This is a genomic window from Ancalomicrobiaceae bacterium S20 (assembly GCA_040269895.1).
GTDB classification, from domain to species: domain Bacteria; phylum Pseudomonadota; class Alphaproteobacteria; order Rhizobiales; family Ancalomicrobiaceae; genus Methyloraptor; species Methyloraptor flagellatus.
Genome location: CP158568.1, coordinates 3,455,906 through 3,475,759, shown reverse-complemented (window position 1 = coordinate 3,475,759; position 19,854 = coordinate 3,455,906). Strand labels below are relative to the sequence as shown.

The following is a 19,854-nucleotide window of genomic DNA, read 5'->3' as shown; positions in this document are numbered from 1 at the left end:
CAGGGCGGGGCAGTGAATGGACACCCTTGCCATTCGGCGGTCAATCCATGATATGAGGGGCCGGGAGGTTGGTCGCGGACGTCGCCGCTCGCCAATCTGGTCAGATCCGGAAGGAAGCAGCCACAACGAATTCGGCACGGGTCGTGTGCCAGCCTCCCACCCGCACCCGCCGATGATCGTTCCGGCGCGGTGATCTCTCCGGCCCGATGATTGTTGTCCGGCCGGTTTGCGCGAGACGACTTCAGGGCGAGAGGGCAAGCGCCGCATGGACGGTCTCTTTCCCAAGGACGGCCCCGAGGGTGCCGGCGCGCCGGAGGCCAAGCCCGGCGTCTATCGGGTTCTCGCCCGCAAATATCGCCCGCAGAGTTTTGACGACCTGATCGGCCAGGAGCCGATGGTCCGCACGCTGTCGAACGCCTTCGACACCGGCCGTATCGCGCAGGGCTACATGCTGACCGGCGTGCGCGGCGTCGGCAAGACGACCACCGCCCGCATCCTGGCGCGCGCGCTCAACTACGAGATCCCCGGCGAGATCGACCGGCCGACGATCCATATGGACCGGCTCGGCAGCCACTGCCGCGCGATCATGGAAGGCCGCCATGTCGACGTGATCGAGATGGACGCCGCCTCGCACACGGGCATCGGCGACATCCGCGAGATCATCGAGGCGGTGCGCTACAAGCCGGTCTCGGCGCGCACCAAGGTCTACATCATCGACGAGGTGCACATGCTGTCGACGGCGGCCTTCAACGGCCTGCTGAAGACGCTCGAGGAGCCGCCCGAGCATGTGAAATTCATCTTCGCGACGACCGAGATCCGCAAGGTTCCGATCACGATCCTGTCGCGCTGCCAGCGCTTCGACCTGCGCCGCATCGAGGCCGACGTGCTGCTGAAGCACCTCGGCCGGATCGCCGAGGCCGAAGGCGTCACGATCGAGGAAGAGGCGCTGAAGCTCGTCGCGCGCGCGGCCGAGGGCTCGGTGCGCGACAGCCTGTCCCTGCTCGATCAGGCGATCGCGCATGGGCAGGGCGCGATCACGGCCGATCAGGTCCGCCAGATGCTCGGCCTCGCCGACCGCGCCCGCGTGATCGATCTGTTCGAGCACGTCATGAAGGGCGATGCGGCCGCGGCACTCGCAGAATTGCGCGCGCAATATGATGTCGGCGCCGATCCGGCGGTGGTGGTCGCGGATCTCGCCGAATTCGTCCATTTCGTCACGCGTCTGAAGGTGGTGCCCGAGGCGGCGTCCGACAGCGCGGCGACCGAGGCCGAGGTCACGCGCGGCGGCGCCTTTGCGGCCGCGCTGTCGATCCGGATTCTCGGGCGCGCCTGGCAGATCCTGCTCAAGGGGCTCGACGAGGTGAAGACGGCCGCGAAGCCCCTGGCCGCGGCCGAGATGCTGCTGATCCGGCTCTGCTACGCCGCCGATCTGCCGACGCCGGACGAGGCGATCCGCCTGCTCCGCGACGGCGCGGGTGCGGGCGGCGCCTCCGGTGGCGCGGCGAGTGGTGGCGGATCGGGCGCTGCAGGGCAGGGTGGATCCGGGTCGTATGGGGCCGGCCCCGGCGGTGCGAGCGGCGCGCTCCGGGCGGCGGTTGGCGCGGCTTCTGTCGCGGCCGGGCCGATCGGCGAGGGCGCGCGCATGGCGCTGCCGCGCGGGGGCGCCGATCCGGTCGCACAGGCCGGCCCGCGGCTCGTCGCCAGCACCATGCCGGCGCCGGCGACCGAGACGCGACCGGCGGCCCAACCGGCAGCGCAGCCGGCGCGCGCGCGCTTCCGGTCGCTCGCCGACGTCGCCGCGCTCGCGGCCGAGAAGCGCGACATCAAGCTCAAGATCGCGATCGAACGCCAGATGCGGCTGGTCCGTCTGGAGCCCGGCCGTATCGAAGTGCAGGTCACGCCCGACGCGGCGAAGGATCTGACCCAGGATCTCGGCCGCAAGCTGCAGGACTGGACCGGCGAGCGTTGGCTGATCGCGGTGTCGCGCGAGGAAGGCGGCGCCACCATCTTCGAGGAACGGCAGGCGGCGCGCGAGCAGCTCTATTCGGATGCGCGTTCCGATCCGCTGGTCGCCGCCGTGCTGCGGCGGTTCCCCGGCGCCTCGATCGTCGACATCCGAGTCAATCGCGACGAGGCCGAGATTGCGGCCGAACGCGCGGCCGAGGCGGGTCTCCCCGTCGAGGGCATGCCGCCCGAGGAGCCGGACGATCCGGGTTGGAACCCCGACGATTGAGCGCTGTCGCACCCGGTCCATCGCGATCGGGCGGAACAAAACTCTCGCCGTTTGCGGCGGACCCGATACCTGTCAGGGAAGGACGAGAGCCCCCATGGACTTCATGAAGATGATGAAACAGGCGAAGGACATGCAGAGCCGCATGGCCGGCCTGCAGGACGACCTCGCCAAGATCGAGGTGAGCGGCGCGGCCGGTGCCGGGCTGGTTACGGTAACGATCACCGGCAAGGGCGAGATGAAAGGCGTCCGCATCGACCCCTCGCTCCTGAAGCCGGAGGAGGGCGAGATCCTCGAGGATCTGATCGTCGCCGCCCATCGCGACGCGCACGCCAAGGCGGAGGCAGCGATCGCGGAGAAGATGGCCGAAGTGACCGGCGGCCTCGGCCTGCCGTCCGGCTTCAAGCTGCCGTTCTGAGCCAACAAACGAAAGCCGCCGCCGGTGGTCGGCGGCGGCTTTCGATGGCGCGGTCTTCTGCGGTCGCAGGCGGCCGCGAACTCAGGCCGTCTTGTCGACGATTTGGCCGAGGCCGGGCGGCGGGGCCGACTGGACCGGCGCGGCCTTCGCGCCCGCATCGTCGCTGTCGCCGTCATTGTCGGGACCGGCTTCCTTGGCCTCCGCGGCCTTCGCGGCATAGGCCGGGGCGTTGCTCGAAACGCTGCTGATGCTCACCGGGGCTCTCCTTCGATCTGCCTCGATGTCAGCATGGATCCCGATCCGTGAATACGACGTAAAATTTTGGAATTGTTCTAAAGAATGACGGGGAGCTGACGGCCGGGCCGTCGGGGGCACCATGGCCAAACGCATCGCCGGACCGGAGATCGAACGCCTGATCCAGCTGCTCGCCAAGCTGCCGGGTCTCGGGCCGCGGTCGGCCCGTCGCGCGGCGCTGCATCTGGTCAAGAAGAAGGAGGCGCTGCTCGTACCGCTCGCCCGCGCCATGGACGAGGCGGTCGAGAAGGTCGGCGTCTGCTCGGTCTGCGGCAATGTCGACACCGTCGACCCTTGCACGGTCTGCCGCGACGAACGCCGCGACCCCCATGTGCTGGTCGTGGTCGAGGACGTGTCGGACCTCTGGGCGCTGGAGCGCGCCTCGGCGATCTCGGCCAAATACCATGTGCTCGGCGGCGTGCTGTCACCGCTCGACGGCGTCGGGCCGTCGGATCTCAATATCGCGAGCCTGGTCGAGCGCTGCCGGACCGAGGACATCCGCGAGGTGATCCTTGCCGTCAACGCGACCGTCGAGGGCCAGACCACGGCCCACTACGTGACCGACCAGCTCGGCCATCTCGCCGACGAGGGCAGGGTCATCACCGTGACGCGCCTTGCCCACGGCGTGCCGGTCGGCGGCGAACTCGACTATCTGGACGACGGCACGCTGTCCGCCGCCATGCGGGCGCGCACCAAGTTCTGAAGGTGGAGGCGACCGGGCACCGGCGAGGCCGGGATCATGCCGCCTCGCCGCCCGCGCGGAGCGGCAGGTCGCGGACGAGCGCGTCGATCGCGGCGCGAACGCGCAGCGGCGGGCGCGGCGTGTCGGGCCAGAGTGCATAGCAGTCGGCGGCGAGCATGGGCCGGTCCGCCATCAGATGGACGAGCGACCCGTCCCGCACACGATCCCGGATCAGCCACCACGGTAGCCATGCCACGCCGAGCCCGGCGATCGCCGCATCGGCAATGGCGCCGAGGTCGTCGAAGCGCAGCCGGCTCGGCGGTTCGATGTCGAGCGGCGGGCCGCCGCCCGGGCGCGGAAACACCCAGCCGCGCCAGGCCCGCTTCGGCGTGCCGTAGACGACGGTCCGGTGAGCTTGCAGGTCGTCGGGCGTCTCCGGCCGTCCGTGGACCGCGATGTAGGACGGCGCGGCACAGACCGCCATCGGCTGGCGCCCGAGCAGCCGCACCTTCAGGCCGCTCGCGTCGTCGAGCGTGCCGATGCGGATCGCGAGATCGAAGCGGTCCTCGATCACGTCGACGACGCGATCCCCGAATTGCAGGTCGAGTTCGAGATCCGGGTGCTGCGCGGCGAGCGCGGTCAGGATCGGCGCGACGCAGACGCGCCCGAACAGCGCGGGCATGGTGACGCGCAGGCGCCCCGCGACATGCCGGCGTCCGGCATCGATCTGCAATCGCCCCTGGCGCAGCGCGTCGAGGGCCTGCCGGCAAGCTTCGTAGAAGGCTTGCCCCTCCTCGGTGAGGTTCTGGCTGCGGGTGGTCCGGTGAAACAGCCGAACGCCGAGCCGCGCTTCCAGCCGCGCCACCGCCTTGCCGACAGCCGAGCGCGACAGGTTCAGCCGCCGTGCCGCAGCGGCGAAGCCGTTCGCCTCGGCCGCCGCGACGAAGGCGGGCACATCGGTCAGATCCTCGATCACGCTCATTGGTGCCTGTTAAGATCCATTGATCGGAAAAAATGTCGCCACTGGCGCCGATACTGCGACGATAGCATGCGCTCCTGTCTTCGAGGAGATGCGACATGACGACGATGATGCAATGGCGAATGGACGAGCACGGCGCCGATGCTCTGAGGCTGGACGCGGTGGCGCTCCCCGAGCCGGGCCCCGGCGAGGTGCTGGTCCGGGTCGGCGCGGTCTCGCTCAACTATCGCGACAAGATGGTCATCGCGAACGGCATGGGCATGCGGCTCGCGTTCCCGTTCACGCCGGGCTCCGATCTCGCCGGCACCGTCGTCGCGACCGGTCCTGGCACGGGGCTCTGGCGGTCGGGCGATCGTGTGATCTCGGCGTTCTTTCCCGACTGGCGCGACGGACCGATCCCCGGTACGGCGGCGACGCCGGGGACGCGGGCACTGGGCGGCACCTATCCGGGCGTATTGGCGCAATACGTTGCGCTACCGGAAGCATGGTTCGTGCGGGCGCCCGCGACGCTGGACGATGTGGCGGCGTCGACCTTGCCCTGCGCCGGCCTGACCGCCTGGTCGGCACTGGCCGACCAGGACCGCCTCCGCCCCGGCGAGACGGTGCTCGTTCACGGCACCGGCGGCGTCTCGCTGTTCGCCGCGGCGATTGCCAAGCGCGCCGGCGCGATCGTGATCGCGGTCTCCGGATCGGCCGAAAAGCTCGACCGGCTCCGCGCCCTCGGCCTCGCCGATCACGGCATCGACCGGTCGGGCGAGGACTGGGGCGCTGCGGTGCTGCGGGTCACCGGCGGGCGCGGCGTCGATCACATCGTCGAGACGGTCGGCGGATCGAACCTCGCCGGTTCGCTCCGCGTCGCCGCGCCGGGCGGACGGGTCTCGCTGATCGGCGTGCTCGACGGCTTCGGCGTGTCGGCCACGGCCGGCGATCTGCTGATGAAGAACACGGTCGTGCGCGGCATTGCGGTCGGGCATCGCCGCGCGCTGGAGGAGTTCGTCAGCGCCGTCGATCAGACCGCGCTGACGCCTGTGATCGACGCCACCTATCCGATGGCGGCGCTGCGGGACGCGCTCGCGCATCTCGACCGCGGTCCGTTCGGCAAGATCGTCGTCACGATCGGCGCGGACGGCTGACGGGGACGAGGGCGGCTGATGCGGCGTGCCCGGCGCTTCACATGCGCCGGATCAGCGCCGCCAGCCGCGCGATGCCGGTCTCGATCTGCGGGATGGTCGGCGAGGAGAAGTTGAGGCGCAGCGTGTTCTTGCGCGTCTCCGTCGCGTAGAAGGCAGCGCCCGGCACGAAGGCGACGCGTTCCTCGGCGATGGCGCGGGCCAGCAGCTCCGCGCCGTCGATATGCTCCGGCAGCGTCACCCAGACGAACAACCCGCCCTCGGGCTTGGTCCACTCGACGCCGGCCGGCATTTCGCGGGCGAGCGCGGCGAGCAGCGCGTCGCGGCGGCCTTTGTAGAGCGCCTTGGCGGCCTCGACCTGCGTGTCATAGGCGGCCTCGGCGATGCCGTGCATGATCATCTGGTTGATGGTCGAGGAATGCAGGTCGCTCGCCTGCTTGACCAGCACCAGCTTCTGGATGATCGGCGCCGCGGCGCAGACCCAGCCGACCCGGTACCCCGGCGCCAGCGTCTTCGAGAACGTGCCGCAATAGATCGTGCGGGTCGCGTCGATATGGCCGTGGCGGGCGATGTCGAGCGACAGGATCGTCGGCAGCGCCTCGCCCTCGAAGCGCAACGCCTCATAGGCGGTGTCCTCGATGATCGCGGCGTCGAGATCCTCGGCGAGGTCGATCAGCTTGTCGCGCGCGGCGACATCCATCGTCTCGCCGCTCGGATTGGCAAAATCCGGCACGACATAGGCGAACTTCACCCGGCCGCCGGCGGCTTTCGCCGCCTCGGCATAGGAGGCCGGCGTCGCGTTGCCGCCGTCGATCTTCAGCGTGTCGTAGCGCGGCTCGTAGCCGTTGAAGGCCTGCAGCGCGCCGAGATAGGTCGGCGCCGTGACGAGCGCGGTGTCGCCCGGCGAGATCATCACCTTGGCGAGGAAGTCGAGCGCCTGCTGGGAGCCGTTGGTGATCAGGATGTTGTCGATGGTGCAGGCCACCCCGAGCCGGCCCATGTGCGCGGCGATCCAGCGCCGGAGTGGCACATAGCCCTCGCTGATCGAATATTGCAGCGCCTGCGCCGCCTTGGCCGGATCGCTGAGCGCGGCATTGGTCGCGGCCTTGGCGGCCTCGACCGGGAACAGGCTCGGGTCCGGGATGCCTCCGGCGAAGGAGATGATGTCCGGCTGGTCGAGCAGCTTCAGGAGCTCGCGGATCTCGGACGCCTTCATCCGACTCGCCCGGCTGGCGAGTACATGGGTCCAGTCGAACGGCGCGGCGGCCAGGGCGGAGGTGGACTGGGGGGCGGCGGATTGGGAGACCATGGGAAACTCGTCCTCGAACAGGGCGCCGATCATGCGCGCATTGCCCGGAAGGTCAATGATGCTGACCTAAAAATCGTCGCTGCATTGCAGCGATGCCCCGGGGCCCGCCGCGCGCGCGATCGGCGCCCGCCGAGCCCATGAAGACCGTGTTTACGCCGTTTCAAAGACCGATCGGCCATAGTCCGGAGATTCATCGCGGCCGGAGGCGGCACGACATGACGCATGCGATCCGGGCGCCGCGCGGTCCCCGTCTGGCCCGGCTGATCGAGGTCGGCCCGGTCGCGCTCGCGATCGTGCTGATCGGCATCTTTCTGCAGGCCTATGTCGCCTGGACGCCGCAAGCGACCTCACCGGACAACAAGGTCATCGTCGGCCAGGACTACCTGAGCTTCTACACAGCCGGCCGCCTCGGCCTGACGTCCGAGCCCTGGCGAACCTACGATCGGTCGAGCCACGAGGCGATGCAGCGGCAGGTCTCGCTGGAGGTGAAGGGCGCTGCGCCCGACGGCGCGCCGCCGAAGCAGGGCGGCTACGTCTGGTTCGGCTATCCGCCGACCTACCTGACCGTGGTGACGCCCTTCGCGGCGCTTCCCTATGTCGTGGCGCTGCATGTCTTTCTCGCCGCTACAGCCTTGGTGTTCGGCCTCGCGGTCTGGACGATCCTGCGCTCGTGGAAGGCGGTGCTGTTCGCCTTCGCCTATCCGGGGGCCATGTGTGCCTTCGTGTTCGGCCAGAACGCCTTCCTGACCGCGGGGTTCATCGGCCTCGCGCTCGCCGTCCTGCCGCGCGCGCCGCTCGTCGCCGGGCTCCTCATCGGCGCGCTCTGCATCAAGCCGCAGCTCGGGCTGGTCTTCCCGGTCATTTTCCTTGCGACCGGCCGCGCCCGCGCCTTCTCCGGCGCGGTGCTCGGCGTCGCGATCTCGATCGGCCTGACGCTCGTCCTGTTCGGGCCGGAGACCTGGAGGGCCTGGGTCGCCTATTCGGAGCTGAGCAGGGCGCAACTGCTCGAGAACAGCGTCGTCGGCTTCGGCAAGATGCAGAGCGTCTTCGCGGTCGCGCGCTATTTCGGCAGCGGCGTCGGCGGCGCCTATGCGCTGCAGGCCGGCGTCGCGCTGGTCGTGGCGGCGCTGGTCGCGCGGCTGTGGCGCTCCGAGGCGGCTTACGAGGTGAAGGCCGCGGCGGCGATCGCGGCGACGCTCATGATGACGCCGTTCTGCCTTGTCTACGACCTGCTCGTGCTGATCCCGGCGATCGCGTTCCTGACGCGCGCGGGCCTGCGCGACGGGTTCGCTCCGGGCGAACCCTGGCTTCTCGGCCTGATCGCGACGACGCCCGTGGTCGCGACGCTCTCCTTCGAGGCGCCGAGCTTCGTCGCCGGCCCGATCGGTGTCGCGGTGCTGTTCGGCTGGTGCCTGTGGCGGGGCAGGGCGCGCGTACCCGCGGGCACGGAGATACCCGCCTCTGCCTGAGCGTGATCCACCAACGAAAACGGCCCCCTCGAGGGAGCCGTTTGCCATTAGGCCGATCGCGCCGCCGGCCGGCGGCGCTTCAGGCGACAAGCCTCACTCGGCGGCGCTCTGCACGGTCGCGGCCTCTTCGCTCTCGCGGCGCTCCTGCACCTTCAGCTCCTCGAGGCGCGGCATCGAGACGATGTTGTAGCCGGAATCGACGAAGTGGATCTCGCCGGTCACGCCCGAGGACAGGTTCGACAGCAGATAAAGCGCGGTGCCGCCGACCTCCTCGATGCCGACGGTGCGGCCGAGCGGCGAGTTGCGCTTCTGATAGTTGAACATCAGCCGCGCGTCGGAGACGCCGGCACCCGCCAGCGTGCGCACCGGTCCGGCCGAGATCGCGTTGACGCGGATGTCGTCGAGGCCGAAGTCCATGGCGAGATAGCGAACCGAGGACTCCAGCGCGGCCTTGGCAACGCCCATCACATTGTAATTCGGCATGACGCGGGTCGCGCCGCCATAGGTCAGCGTGACCATGGCGCCGCCCGGGTTCATGATCGCGGCGGCGCGCTTGGCGATCTCGGTGAACGAGAAGCAGGAGATCACCATGGTGCGGACGAAGTTTTCGCGGGTCGTATCGGCGTAGCGGCCCTTGAGCTCGTTCTTGTCCGAGAAGGCGACGGCGTGAACGAGGAAGTCGATCTTGCCCCACTCCTTCGCCAGCGTCTCGAATACCGCATCGACCGAAGCGACATCCTCGACGTCGCAGGGCAGCAGGAGCTTCGAGCCGACCGAGGCCGCGAGCGGCTTCACGCGCTTGCCGAAGGCATCGCCCTGGTAGGTGAAGGCCAGTTCGGCGCCGTTGTCGAACAGTGTCTTGGCAATGCCCCAGGCGATCGAATGGTCGTTGGCGACACCCATGACGAGGCCGCGTTTGCCATTCATCAGTCCGGACATGCGGTCACTCCTCGATGTTGTCGGCCGCTCCTGTCCAGCGCCGACGAGCCTGAGATGGGGAAAGGCGTAGCGTTCGGTCCACATGGGATGACGAGGAGGCTGTCGGTTGACGATCCCGCCTGTCTCTCACGTTCGTTTGTACGCCCTGTGACAGTCCTTCACACCAAGGCGACATACCATTGGCCCTCGCAACACCGGCGGGTCAAGTCCCGCTGGTGTGCGAAGGCCGTACGAAGGCTGCGATATCGACGAAATTCGGCGGAATTACGCTGCGTAGCGCTGGAAGACCAGCGTCGCATTGGTGCCGCCGAAGCCGAACGAGTTCGACAGAACCGTTTCGAGCTTGGCGCCGTCGACCAGATTCCGCACGATCGGAATATCGGCGAAGTCCGGATCGAGCTCCTGGATGTGCGCCGATTCGCAGATGAAGTCGTTGCCGAGCATCAGCAGCGAATAGATCGCCTCCTGCACGCCGGCTGCGCCGAGCGAATGGCCGGTCAGCGACTTGGTGGCCGAGATCGGCGGAATCTTGTCGCCGAATACGGCACGGATCGCCTCGATCTCCTTGAGATCGCCGATCGGCGTCGCGGTGGCATGCGGATTGATATAGTCGATCGGCGTCTTCACGGTGGCGAGCGCCTGGCGCATGCAGCGCATCGCGCCTTCGCCCGACGGCGCCACCATGTCGTGGCCGTCCGAGGTCGCGCCGTAGCCGACCAGCTCGCCGTAGATGCGCGCGCCGCGCGCCTTGGCGTGCTCGAGCTCCTCCATGACGAGGACGCCCGCGCCGCCGGCGATGACGAAGCCGTCGCGGTTCTTGTCATAGGCGCGCGAGGCGGTCGCCGGCGTGTCGTTGTACTTCGACGACATGGCGCCCATGGCATCGAACAGCGACGACAGCGTCCAGTCGAGATCCTCGCAGCCGCCGGCGAACACGACATCCTGCTTGCCGAGGATGATCTGCTCGGCCGCATTGCCGATGCAATGCGCCGAGGTCGAGCAGGCCGACGAGATCGAGTAGTTGACGCCCTTGATCTTGAACCAGGTCGCGAGCGTCGCCGAGGCGGTCGAGGACATGGCCTTCGGCACCGCGAAGGGACCCACGCGCTTCGGGCTGCCCTTCTCGCGGGTGATGTCGGCCGCCTCGACGATCGCGCGGGTCGACGGGCCGCCGGAGCCCATGATGATACCGGTGCGCTCGTTGGAGATTTCGTTCGCCTCGAGGCCCGAATCGCGGATCGCCTGCTCCATCGCGACGTGGTTCCAGGCGGTGCCGCCGCCGTGGAAACGCATCGCGCGGCGGTCGACGACCTCCTCGGCATTCAGCGTCGGCGCGCCGTGCACCTGACAGCGGAAACCGAGCTCGGCGTACTTGTCGGCGCGGACGATGCCCGACCGCGCTTCCCGGAGCGATGCGACGACTTCCTGGGTATCGTTCCCGATCGAGGAGACGATCCCCATGCCCGTCACGACCACGCGTCTCATTGCGTCTTCCCTTCGACGACCGGCCGCGGCCCGATCCTGCCACCACGGCCTCTGATCATTTAACGCGGATCGCGCCCGTCGCGCGCCGCGCCGAGTGCCACACCCCGCAGGCCGCGGGGCGCGGGGCGTCAGGTCTGGAACAGACCGACCTTCAGGTCGCTCGCGCGATAGATCTCCACGCCGTCGGCCTTCACCCAGCCGTCGGCGATGCCGAGCACCAGCTTCGAGCGCATGACGCGCTTGAAGTCGACGCCGTATTCGACCGTCTTGACCGTGGGCAGCACCTGACCGGTGAACTTCACCTCGCCGACTGCCAGCGCCCGGCCGCGGCCCGGCGAGCCGAGCCAGCCGAGGAAGAAACCGACCATCTGCCACAGCGCATCGAGGCCGAGGCAGCCCGGCATCACGGGGTCGCCCTGGAAGTGGCAGGGGAAGAACCAGAGATCCGGCCGGATCGCGAGTTCGGCGCGCACACAGCCCTTGCCGTGCTCTCCGCCCGTCTCCGAAATCTCGGAAATGCGGTCGAACATCAGCATCGGGGGCAGCGGCAACTGGGCATTGCCCATTCCGAACAGCTCCCCGCGCCCACAGGCCAGAAGATCTTCGTATTCGAAACTCGAGCGGCGGTCTGCCATTTCCTGTCGCTATCCCCCGGCGCCCCGCGATCGATCGCGGCGGCGAAGACACCCTCAAGACGACGGGGCGGAAGCCACCCCGAAAATCGGCGTCTTCCTAACATAGGGATCGCCGTACCGAAAGACGATCTTCGGCCCGGGGAAAAGACGGATGCGACCCCGCCGCTTCGTTGCGCCGCCCGCGAATCCCGCACCGGCCGCGATTCCGGCACCGGCCGGTGCGGGTCAGTGCACCGCCACCTTGAGCTTCGGCCGATCCGGGTCGAGCTGCGGGATCGGCTCCGGCTCGGGCCGGCGGTCGATCTCGGCGATCATCTCGTCGAGCGTGCCGAGTACGGTCTGCGCGAAGGGGCCGAGGTGGAGGTACATCGCCATGATCATGACCGTGAACTCGACCGCGCGCGGGTTGTGCCGCGCGGTGTCCATCAGCGCGCGCCAGAACGGCTTGCGCAGATGCGGCATGGTCACGGTGAACTTCCAGATCAGCTTGCAGAACAGCCGGAGGTCGCGCAGGAGCAGGCGCGGGTAGATCTTGATGTGGTAGGTCGGCCGGCCGAGGTTGCGGCCGACGACGCGCACGCGCTCGAAGAATGCCTCCGGCTCGTAGGCGGCCTGCAGGATCTTCTGGTAGTCGATCAGAATCTCGCGGCGCGGCCGGAGCGGCAGGAAGTTGAGGCCGCCGGTGCACTGGTCGGCCGGGATCTCCTCCGGATCCGGCAGCATGCGGCCCTCGGCCTCGAGCCGCCGGCGCAGTTGCGTGTTCGGCAGCGCGGTCAGGAGACCGACCATCGCGACCGGAATCGAGGTCGCGCGGATGCACTCGATCATCTCGTCGGCCGAGCCTTCGCGTTCGGTGTCGAAACCGACGATGAAGCCCGCGATCACGAAGATGCCGGCCTGATAGATGCGGTGCACGCTCTCCGCAAGGCTGCGGCGCGTGTTCTGCTTCTTCTGGGTCGAGACCAGCGTCGCTTCGTCCGGGCTCTCGATGCCGACGAAGACCGCGAAGAAATTGCAGGCCTTCAGCATGTCGAGCAGCGCGCCGTCGTCGGCGAGGTTCAGCGACGCCTCGGTCGAGAAGGCGAAGGGATAGCCGCGCTCGCGCTGCCATTCCTCGAGCGCCGGCAGGAACCGGCGCAGCGCCTTCTTGTTGCCGATCAGGTTGTCGTCGACGAAGTCGACATGGCCGCGATAGCCGAGATCGTAGATCGCCTGCAGCTCGGCCAGCATCTGCTCGTTGGTCTTCGAGCGCGGCACGCGGCCGTAGAGCTCGATGATGTCGCAGAATTCGCAGTTGAACGGGCAGCCGCGCGAGAACTGCACGCCGACATAGAGATAGTGCTCGAGCTTCAGGAGGTCGAAGCGCGGCACCGGGCTCTTGGTCACGTCGGCGGAGAATTTCGCGATCGTGTAGGTGCCGGACCGGTCGCCGCGCCGCCAGGCGTCGATGAACTGGTCGATCAGACCTTCCGCCTCGCCGAGCACGCGGAAATCGGCCGCCTCATAGACCTCCGGGCACGACATCGGATCGGGTCCGCCGACCACGACCGGCTTGCCGGCGCGCTTGGCGATATCGATGATCGTCAGCGTATCGGCGCGCTGCGGCAGCATGCCGCCGGTCATGATCACGTCGGCCCAGGCGAGGTCCGCCTCGGTCAACGTCTCGGCATTGCGATTGACGAGCCGGATGTTCCATTCGCGCGGCAGCAGCGCCGCCAGCGTGATCATCCCGAGCGGCGGCGCGGTGCATTTCGCACCCCACAGGTCGACCGTCGCCTGCATGCTCCAGAACGAATTCTGGACGAAGCGCGGAAAGACCATCAGGACTTTGGGCTCGGTCATCGAAAGTCTCCTCGGAACGCCCGCGGTCAGGGTGTCATGAAATCGCGCGAGCGGGAAGCGCTCGAACCGGGTGGGGAAGCAGTCCGTCGGCCGACATCCTGGGCGGCAACGATGTCGGACCGATGGCGAGGTTTATAGACAATATAAAGTGACGGCATCATTCGGTTTTTCATCCGCCCGCCGCCGGTCCGGCGGACCTTGCGGCAGCGCGGGGCAGACTGATCGGATCGTCGCGGCGAGTTATAGCGGCCACGTGCTTGCCTGTCTTCCTCCAATTCGGTCCGCAGTCGCGGCGGTTCACGCCGGCGCGGAACGGTGACGCCGCGCGACGCAGGGCTCGTCCGCCATTGGCCGCAGTTGCGAGATGCGCTGTTGCTTCCTATTATCAGGTCTTCTGACCGGGCACGGACGTGACGGTACGCCCGGGTTCGAACCGAGGGCGTCCGGCGACCGGAGCCCCGAACGATGGACAAGGAAGCGCACGGACCATGGCGGAGATGCGGAAAACGGCGGAAGAGGCGCGTGTGGCGACCAAGGGGCCGTGCGTGACGAGCCTGTTGCGGCGTGCCGGTTTGCGCCCGACCCGTCAGCGCATCGCGCTCGCCGCGCTGCTCTACAATCGCGGCCATCGCCACGTTTCGGCCGAGGCGCTGTTCGAGGAGGCGGTGCTCGCCAAGGTGCCGGTGTCGCTGGCGACCATCTACAACACGCTGCACCAGTTCACCGAAGCCGGCCTCCTGCGCGAGCTCGCGGTCGACGGCGCCAAGTCCTATTTCGACACCAACGTGTCCGACCATCATCACTTCTTCGTCGAAGGCGAGAACGCGATGATGGACATCCCCGCCGACGCCGTCGCCATCGATCTGCTGCCGACCCCGCCCGAGGGGATGGAGATCGTGCGCGTCGACGTGCTGGTCCGGGTGCGCCGCAAGCGCCAGTGAGGCGCAAGCCGGCGGCTGCATCCCGGCGACGTGATCGTCGGCGAGGCGGTTTCCCGGGTGCGGTGGTTTTCGTGTGCAGTGTCGGCGCGCCTCGCTTCGGCAGGTGGTGCGCGAATCAAGCCGTGCCGATCCGATACTCTCGTCGTGCGGCCGCCGGCCGGACGGGCCGTTCCGGCTGTTTTTGATCTCTCCCAACGCCTCATCGGCACCACGCCCGTGCTTCGCGAGCTTTCGCGGCGGCGCGCGTGGTGTTATGAGCGCGCGACATTTCCCGTGATCGGACCGATATGACCACGCCGCTCGACACCATTCGCAACTTCTCCATCGTGGCCCACATCGACCACGGCAAGTCGACGCTCGCCGATCGCCTGATCCAGCACACCGGCGGTCTGCAGAGCCGCGAGATGGTGGAGCAGGTGCTCGACAACATGGACATCGAGCGCGAGCGCGGCATCACCATCAAGGCGCAGACCGTCCGGCTGAACTACACCGCCAACGACGGCAAGACCTATGTCCTCAATCTGATGGACACGCCCGGCCACGTCGACTTCGCCTACGAGGTGTCGCGGTCGCTCGCCGCCTGCGAGGGCTCGCTGCTGGTGGTCGACGCCTCGCAGGGCGTCGAGGCGCAGACGCTCGCCAACGTCTACAAGGCGATGGAAGCCAATCACGAGATCGTGCCGATCCTGAACAAGGTCGATCTGCCGGCCGCCGACGTCGACCGCGTCAAGGCGCAGATCGAGGAGGTGATCGGCATCGACGCGTCGGATGCGGTGCCGATCTCGGCCAAGACCGGCCTCGGCATCCCGGACGTGCTCGAGGCGATCGTGACGCGCCTGCCGCCGCCCAAGGGCGACGAGACCAAGCCGCTCAAGGCCATGCTGGTCGACAGCTGGTACGACACCTACCTCGGCGTCGTCGTGCTCGTGCGCGTGGTCGACGGCATCCTGAAGAAGGGCCAGAAGATCCGCATGATGGGCACCGGCGCCACCTACGAGGTGGAGCGGGTCGGCGTGTTCACGCCGAAGCTCAAGGATGTCGGCGAGCTCGGCCCCGGCGAGGTCGGCGCGATCACCGCCTCGATCAAGGAAGTCGCCGACACCCGCGTCGGCGATACGATCACCGACGATCGCCGCCCGACCGAGGAGATGCTGCCGGGCTTCAAGCCGGCGCAGCCGGTGGTGTTCTGCGGCCTGTTCCCGGTCGATGCGGCGGACTTCGAAGACCTGCGCGCCGCCGTCGGCAAGCTGCGTCTCAACGACGCGAGCTTCACCTACGAGATGGAGACCTCCGCGGCGCTCGGCTTCGGCTTCCGCTGCGGCTTCCTCGGCCTGCTGCATCTGGAGATCATCCAGGAGCGGCTCGAACGCGAGTTCAACCTCGATCTGATCGCGACCGCGCCGTCGGTCGTCTATCAGATGCACCTGACCGACGGCTCCGACATCGAGATGCACAATCCGGTCGACATGCCGGAAGTGACCAAGATCGAGGAGATCAAGGAGCCGTGGATCCGGGCGACGATCATGACGCCCGACGAATATCTCGGCTCGGTCCTGAAGCTCTGCCAGGACAAGCGCGGCGTCCAGGCCGACCTGTCCTATGCCGGCTCGCGCGCGATGGTCGTCTACGACCTGCCGCTGAACGAAGTGGTGTTCGACTTCTACGACCGGCTGAAGTCGGTCTCGAAGGGCTATGCTTCGTTCGACTACGAGATGACCGACTATAAGGTCTCCGATCTCGTGAAGATGCAGATCCTGGTCAACGGCGAGCCGGTCGACGCGCTGTCGATGCTGGTGCACCGGACCCGCGCCGAGAGCCGCGGCCGTGCCATCTGCGAGAAGCTCAAGGACGTGATCCCGCCGCACATGTTCCAGATCCCGGTCCAGGCCGCGATCGGCGGCCGGATCATCGCGCGCGAGACCATCCGCGCGCTGCGCAAGGACGTGACGGCCAAGTGCTACGGCGGCGACGCCACCCGCAAGCGCAAGCTTCTGGAAAAGCAGAAGGAAGGCAAGAAGCGCATGCGGCAGTTCGGAAAGGTCGAGATCCCGCAGGAGGCCTTCATCCAGGTGCTGAAGGTCGAGGACTGACGGCACACGCGTCGGTCAGGACCGCGGCCGCTTGCGCCGGCGGCATGACGCAAGAAGCCCGCTCCGACCGGAGCGGGCTTCTTGCTTTTGAATGGGCTGCATGATGACGCGGCGGTCCCTCGCGGGGATCGGTCCTCGGGGATCGGCCCGCGGTCAGCGGCGACGGCCGCGGCGGTCGCCGGCGACCCAGCCGTTCTTGCCGAGGTGGGTGAGAAGTTCGGCCGGCATATCGCCGCGTTCCAGAACGGTTGCGGCAATGCCGTTGCGGCTCGCCGCCGCGCGGGCTTCCTGCACGGCGCGGCGCATCTTGGTCGGCGCGGTCACGCAGATGATTTCGAGCGCGCCGGAGGTTCGCGTTCCGATGAAGACGCAATGCTCGGCGCGGCCCCACGCGGTCAGCTCCGCCCGCATCTGCGTGAGCGGATCGAGCCGCACCGCGACATTGGGACTTGCGGGCAAGCGCTTCCCGAACATGTCTTCCGCTCTCCGCTGGCCGTTGATCTCTGCAGGGAGCTTAAGGAGGATTTGTTTCTCGCCCGTTAGCGCGACCTCGGCTTTTGCGGGGCTTTCTGATCCTCGACGCTGTGGATTGCGGCGACGCCGGCGTGCCGGATCAGTGCGGGCGGAAGGCGAAACGCGAGTATCCGTAATAAGAAACGAGCATCGCCACGCCCGAGCCGACCACGGCGCCGAAAGTCGGCAGCAATTCGCCGAGCGCGTTGCCGAGCCAGGGCGCGGCGACCGGGACCGCACGGATGGTCGCGGCATAGACGCCCCAGTTGACCACCGCCGAGACGAGCGCGACGGCGATATACCGGCCACCTTCGCTGGCGAGGTCGCGGGCGGAGCCGCGCTTGACCCGGTCGCGGAACGTGACGCGCCGGTTGATCTGCCAGGTCGCCATCATCGCGCAGCCGATCGCGATGACACGGGCGAAATAGGCGTTCATCCCGAAGCCGACCGCGAGCACGTTCAGCATGCCGACATCGACGGTGAAACCGACCCCGCCGCTGATCGCGAAGCTCGCGTATCGCTTGAGGCGCGCGGTCCAGTCGTTGGCGGGGGCGGCGGTCGTAGGGGTCATCGGGGAGGCCGGCTGGCAGGAGGAAACGCGCAAGGGCGCCGTGAAGAACCGCGCTGGATGGCGGAGCCTCGGCGTGGGCGGCCCTCCTTAGCAGGCCCTCCGACACGGGCCAACTCGGCGACTGCGGCACGCCGGTCACGAACGCGCGGGATTTCACGACGGGCGGCTCGGATTTACCGAGCATTCACCCTGTTCGGGTTTCCTTGGTTCATCAGTGTGGCGGTTCCGCGGCCCGAGTATCGGCCGCCCCGCGCGTGGCCCGATCGCGGTGGATGCGCCAGCGTCCGTCCTCGTCTGTCCGCACCGCTGGCCCATTGTTTGTGCGGCCCAATCGACCCGGCAATCCGTCGTGGTCGGGCGTGGCCGCTGGAGCGCGTATCGGCTCGGATGTCCAGTCTCGACCTCCTCGACAAGGCGACGGCGCGCCCGGTCCTCTCGGACCGCGGCCTCGTCGCGATCACTTGGGCGATCGTGGCGTTGGTGCTCGCGCTGTCGGTCGCCCCCGGCCTGATCGCCGACGGTCCGCAGGACACCGACGCGATGATGCGCCTCGCCGAGGTCCGCGACCTGCTCGCCGGCCAGAGCTGGTTCGACATGACGCAATGGCGGATGAACGCCCCCGACGGGCTGCCCATGCACTGGTCGCGCCTGATCGATCTGCCGATCGCCGGGCTCATCCTGGTCTTCTCCGGCTTCGCGTCGCGGGCGACGGCCGAGACGCTCGCCATGATCGCCTGGCCCCTGCTCCTGCTCGGCCCCTATCTCTTCGCTGTCTCCGATCTCGCCCGCCGGCTCGCCGGCCCGCATGCGGCGCTGCCGGGCCTGGCCTTCGCGATCTTCGCCGTGCCGGTCTTCGCGACCTTCACGCCCGGCGACATCGATCACCACAATGCCCAGCTGGTGCTGACCGCCTGGATGGTGGTGACGCTGATCGACAGCGAGACGGCGCCGGCGCGCGCCGCGCTCGCCGGCCTGTTCGCCGCGGCCATGTTGAGCGTCGGGCTCGAGGGGTTGCCGATGGTCGCGCTCGCCTCGGCGACGCTCGCGGTCGCCTGGATCGACGACCCGGGGCGCTTCCGGCTGGCGGCGATCCGCTTTGGGCTCACGCTGCCGCTCGCGCTCGGCGCGATCCGCATGGTGACGACGGCACCGTCGCTGTGGCTGTCGACCGCCTGCGACGTCGCCTCCGCGCCCTATCTGGCGATCGCCGCGATCGGCGGTTTCGGCCTCGCGGCGCTTGCGGCCAGTGACCCGCAGCGGCGCTGGCAGCGCTTCGCCGGGCTCGGCGGCCTCGCGGTGGCTGCAGCCGGCGCTGTGGCGCTGGTGGCGCCGCGTTGTCTCGCCGGTCCCTATGCCGAGGTCGATCCACGCATCGTGCCGATCTGGCTCGACCATGTCGAAGAGGCGCAGAGCCTCGCCCGACTGGTGATGGACGAGCCGCGCCAGGCCTTCGTCTCGTTCCTGACCCCGGCGCTCGCCTTCGGCATCGCGGTGATCGTGCGCAAACAGGTCGCGCCAGAGCGGCGCTTCGCCTGGACGATGATCGCGGTGCTGCTCGGCGGCGCGATCCTGGTCGCGGCCCAGCAGCTGCGCGGCTCGACCTTCGCCGCGCTGCTCGCCGCGCCGGTCTGCGCCGCGATCGTCGTGCATGTGCGTCAGCGGCTCGAAGGGCTGAAGCCCATCCCGACCCTGCTCGGTCTCGTCGCCGCCTATCTGGTGCCGAACCAGGCCTTCCACGCCCGCGCGCTCGATCCGGCGACACTGGCGTTCCTGAACGAGCCGAAGCCGAGCCCGGCCGGCGCGGCGGCGACGGGGAGCGGCCGCCCCGATGCGGGTGCGTCGGGCGAACCGGACCTCTCGGATGCCACGGTCGCCCGGTCCGAAATGCTCGCCTGCCTCGCCTCCGGCACGATGGCGCCGGCGACCACCTTGCCACCGGGAATCGCGCTGACCTTGTCGAATCTCGGGCCTTCGGTCCTCGCCTACACGCGCCACGCGACGGTCGCCGGCCCCTATCATCGCGATGCGGCCGGCATTCTCGACGTCGATCACGCGATGAAGGGTCAGGACGCCGACGCCGCCCGCGTGATCGCGCGCCGCGGCATCGATTACATCTTCATCTGCAAGACGGACTCGCCCGCGGTGCTGCTCCGCCGGGACCGCCCCGACGCGTTCCTGTCGATGCTCATGGCCGGGCAGGCCCCTGCCTGGGCGCGCGAACTGCCCTCGACCGGTCGGCTCCGGATGTGGGCGATCGACCGCAACGCGCTCGCGGCGGCGACGCGCCTGCCGTCGATGGCCGACCTGCGCGGCACGGACTGACGCGG

17 protein-coding genes and 1 other RNA gene are annotated in these 19,854 nt (G+C 68.6%); 9 read left to right on the top strand and 9 right to left on the bottom strand.

Annotated elements, in window-relative coordinates; all coding sequences use genetic code 11:
- Window positions 1-62: 62 nt before the first annotated feature.
- The 3 genes from ffs to ABS361_15760 all read left to right on the top strand — a co-directional run bounded on the left by ffs (window position 63) and on the right by ABS361_15760 (window position 2,648).
- An RNA gene (gene ffs / locus ABS361_15770) (signal recognition particle sRNA small type) lies at window positions 63-161 on the top strand.
- Window positions 162-265: 104 nt separating this feature from the next.
- Window positions 266-2,233 carry a DNA polymerase III subunit gamma/tau gene (locus ABS361_15765; GenBank protein ID XBY43532.1) on the top strand — a complete coding sequence of 656 codons (1,968 nt, stop codon included), beginning with the start codon at window positions 266-268 and terminating at the stop codon, window positions 2,231-2,233.
- Window positions 2,234-2,327: 94 nt separating this feature from the next.
- On the top strand, window positions 2,328-2,648 hold the full coding sequence (locus ABS361_15760) for a YbaB/EbfC family nucleoid-associated protein (GenBank protein XBY43531.1): 321 nt from the start codon (window positions 2,328-2,330) through the stop codon (window positions 2,646-2,648).
- Between the two features lie 81 nt (window positions 2,649-2,729).
- On the opposite strand, the gene ABS361_15755 is transcribed toward ABS361_15760, so the two are convergent.
- Complete coding sequence (locus ABS361_15755; GenBank protein XBY43530.1) at window positions 2,730-2,903, bottom strand: hypothetical protein; 174 nt, start codon at window positions 2,901-2,903, stop codon at window positions 2,730-2,732.
- A gap of 121 nt (window positions 2,904-3,024) precedes the next feature.
- Here ABS361_15755 and recR point away from each other — a divergent pair, with 121 nt between their 5' ends.
- A complete protein-coding gene (gene recR, locus ABS361_15750) occupies window positions 3,025-3,645 on the top strand; it encodes a recombination mediator RecR (protein XBY43529.1) in 621 nt (206 codons plus the stop codon).
- A 34-nt stretch (window positions 3,646-3,679) separates the two neighbouring features.
- Here recR and ABS361_15745 read toward each other — a convergent pair whose 3' ends face one another.
- A complete protein-coding gene (locus ABS361_15745) occupies window positions 3,680-4,606 on the bottom strand; it encodes a LysR family transcriptional regulator (protein ID XBY43528.1) in 927 nt (308 codons plus the stop codon).
- Window positions 4,607-4,701: 95 nt separating this feature from the next.
- On the opposite strand from ABS361_15745, the gene ABS361_15740 reads away from it, so the two are divergent.
- Window positions 4,702-5,736, top strand: a complete 1,035-nt coding sequence (locus ABS361_15740) for an NAD(P)-dependent alcohol dehydrogenase (GenBank protein XBY43527.1) — start codon at window positions 4,702-4,704, stop codon at window positions 5,734-5,736.
- Window positions 5,737-5,773: 37 nt separating this feature from the next.
- Here ABS361_15740 and ABS361_15735 read toward each other — a convergent pair whose 3' ends face one another.
- The gene (locus ABS361_15735) at window positions 5,774-6,949 is read right to left on the bottom strand and encodes a PLP-dependent aminotransferase family protein (GenBank protein XBY46910.1); all 1,176 of its coding nucleotides are present in this window, start codon (window positions 6,947-6,949) and stop codon (window positions 5,774-5,776) included.
- A gap of 308 nt (window positions 6,950-7,257) precedes the next feature.
- On the opposite strand from ABS361_15735, the gene ABS361_15730 reads away from it, so the two are divergent.
- A complete protein-coding gene (locus ABS361_15730; GenBank protein ID XBY43526.1) occupies window positions 7,258-8,511 on the top strand; it encodes a glycosyltransferase family 87 protein in 1,254 nt (417 codons plus the stop codon).
- Between the two features lie 93 nt (window positions 8,512-8,604).
- Here the strand turns inward: ABS361_15730 and fabI are convergent, their stop codons facing one another.
- From fabI to ABS361_15710, 4 genes are all read right to left on the bottom strand, one after another.
- Window positions 8,605-9,450 carry an enoyl-ACP reductase FabI gene (fabI, locus tag ABS361_15725; GenBank protein ID XBY43525.1) on the bottom strand — a complete coding sequence of 282 codons (846 nt, stop codon included), beginning with the start codon at window positions 9,448-9,450 and terminating at the stop codon, window positions 8,605-8,607.
- A 264-nt stretch (window positions 9,451-9,714) separates the two neighbouring features.
- On the bottom strand, window positions 9,715-10,935 hold the full coding sequence (gene fabB, locus ABS361_15720; GenBank protein XBY43524.1) for a beta-ketoacyl-ACP synthase I: 1,221 nt from the start codon (window positions 10,933-10,935) through the stop codon (window positions 9,715-9,717).
- 128 nt (window positions 10,936-11,063) lie between these two features.
- The gene (gene fabA, locus ABS361_15715; protein XBY43523.1) at window positions 11,064-11,570 is read right to left on the bottom strand and encodes a 3-hydroxyacyl-[acyl-carrier-protein] dehydratase FabA; all 507 of its coding nucleotides are present in this window, start codon (window positions 11,568-11,570) and stop codon (window positions 11,064-11,066) included.
- Window positions 11,571-11,795: 225 nt separating this feature from the next.
- A complete protein-coding gene (locus tag ABS361_15710) occupies window positions 11,796-13,412 on the bottom strand; it encodes a radical SAM protein (protein ID XBY43522.1) in 1,617 nt (538 codons plus the stop codon).
- Between the two features lie 497 nt (window positions 13,413-13,909).
- Here ABS361_15710 and irrA point away from each other — a divergent pair, with 497 nt between their 5' ends.
- Both irrA and lepA read left to right on the top strand, forming a co-directional pair.
- Complete coding sequence (gene irrA / locus ABS361_15705; GenBank protein ID XBY46909.1) at window positions 13,910-14,353, top strand: iron response transcriptional regulator IrrA; 444 nt, start codon at window positions 13,910-13,912, stop codon at window positions 14,351-14,353.
- A 287-nt stretch (window positions 14,354-14,640) separates the two neighbouring features.
- The gene (gene lepA, locus ABS361_15700) at window positions 14,641-16,443 is read left to right on the top strand and encodes a translation elongation factor 4 (GenBank protein ID XBY43521.1); all 1,803 of its coding nucleotides are present in this window, start codon (window positions 14,641-14,643) and stop codon (window positions 16,441-16,443) included.
- Between the two features lie 153 nt (window positions 16,444-16,596).
- Here the strand turns inward: lepA and ABS361_15695 are convergent, their stop codons facing one another.
- Entirely contained in the window at window positions 16,597-16,917 is a 321-nt protein-coding gene (locus tag ABS361_15695) for a hypothetical protein (GenBank protein ID XBY43520.1), read from the bottom strand.
- A 139-nt stretch (window positions 16,918-17,056) separates the two neighbouring features.
- A complete protein-coding gene (locus ABS361_15690; protein XBY43519.1) occupies window positions 17,057-17,527 on the bottom strand; it encodes a GtrA family protein in 471 nt (156 codons plus the stop codon).
- 387 nt (window positions 17,528-17,914) lie between these two features.
- Here ABS361_15690 and ABS361_15685 point away from each other — a divergent pair, with 387 nt between their 5' ends.
- Window positions 17,915-19,849 carry a hypothetical protein gene (locus ABS361_15685; GenBank protein XBY43518.1) on the top strand — a complete coding sequence of 645 codons (1,935 nt, stop codon included), beginning with the start codon at window positions 17,915-17,917 and terminating at the stop codon, window positions 19,847-19,849.
- The last annotated feature ends 5 nt before the right edge of the window (window positions 19,850-19,854 follow it).

Coding starts and splice junctions, on each gene's coding strand:
- ABS361_15765 (XBY43532.1), top strand. CDS start 266: ATGGACGGTCTCTTTCCCAAGGACGGCCCCGAGGGTGCCGGCGCGCCG.
- ABS361_15760 (XBY43531.1), top strand. CDS start 2,328: ATGGACTTCATGAAGATGATGAAACAGGCGAAGGACATGCAGAGCCGC.
- recR (XBY43529.1), top strand. CDS start 3,025: ATGGCCAAACGCATCGCCGGACCGGAGATCGAACGCCTGATCCAGCTG.
- ABS361_15745 (XBY43528.1), bottom strand. CDS start 4,606: ATGAGCGTGATCGAGGATCTGACCGATGTGCCCGCCTTCGTCGCGGCG.
- ABS361_15740 (XBY43527.1), top strand. CDS start 4,702: ATGACGACGATGATGCAATGGCGAATGGACGAGCACGGCGCCGATGCT.
- ABS361_15735 (XBY46910.1), bottom strand. CDS start 6,949: ATGAAGGCGTCCGAGATCCGCGAGCTCCTGAAGCTGCTCGACCAGCCG.
- ABS361_15730 (XBY43526.1), top strand. CDS start 7,258: ATGACGCATGCGATCCGGGCGCCGCGCGGTCCCCGTCTGGCCCGGCTG.
- fabI (XBY43525.1), bottom strand. CDS start 9,450: ATGTCCGGACTGATGAATGGCAAACGCGGCCTCGTCATGGGTGTCGCC.
- fabB (XBY43524.1), bottom strand. CDS start 10,935: ATGAGACGCGTGGTCGTGACGGGCATGGGGATCGTCTCCTCGATCGGG.
- fabA (XBY43523.1), bottom strand. CDS start 11,570: ATGGCAGACCGCCGCTCGAGTTTCGAATACGAAGATCTTCTGGCCTGT.
- ABS361_15710 (XBY43522.1), bottom strand. CDS start 13,412: ATGACCGAGCCCAAAGTCCTGATGGTCTTTCCGCGCTTCGTCCAGAAT.
- irrA (XBY46909.1), top strand. CDS start 13,910: ATGCGGAAAACGGCGGAAGAGGCGCGTGTGGCGACCAAGGGGCCGTGC.
- lepA (XBY43521.1), top strand. CDS start 14,641: ATGACCACGCCGCTCGACACCATTCGCAACTTCTCCATCGTGGCCCAC.
- ABS361_15695 (XBY43520.1), bottom strand. CDS start 16,917: ATGTTCGGGAAGCGCTTGCCCGCAAGTCCCAATGTCGCGGTGCGGCTC.
- ABS361_15690 (XBY43519.1), bottom strand. CDS start 17,527: ATGACCCCTACGACCGCCGCCCCCGCCAACGACTGGACCGCGCGCCTC.
- ABS361_15685 (XBY43518.1), top strand. CDS start 17,915: ATGTCCAGTCTCGACCTCCTCGACAAGGCGACGGCGCGCCCGGTCCTC.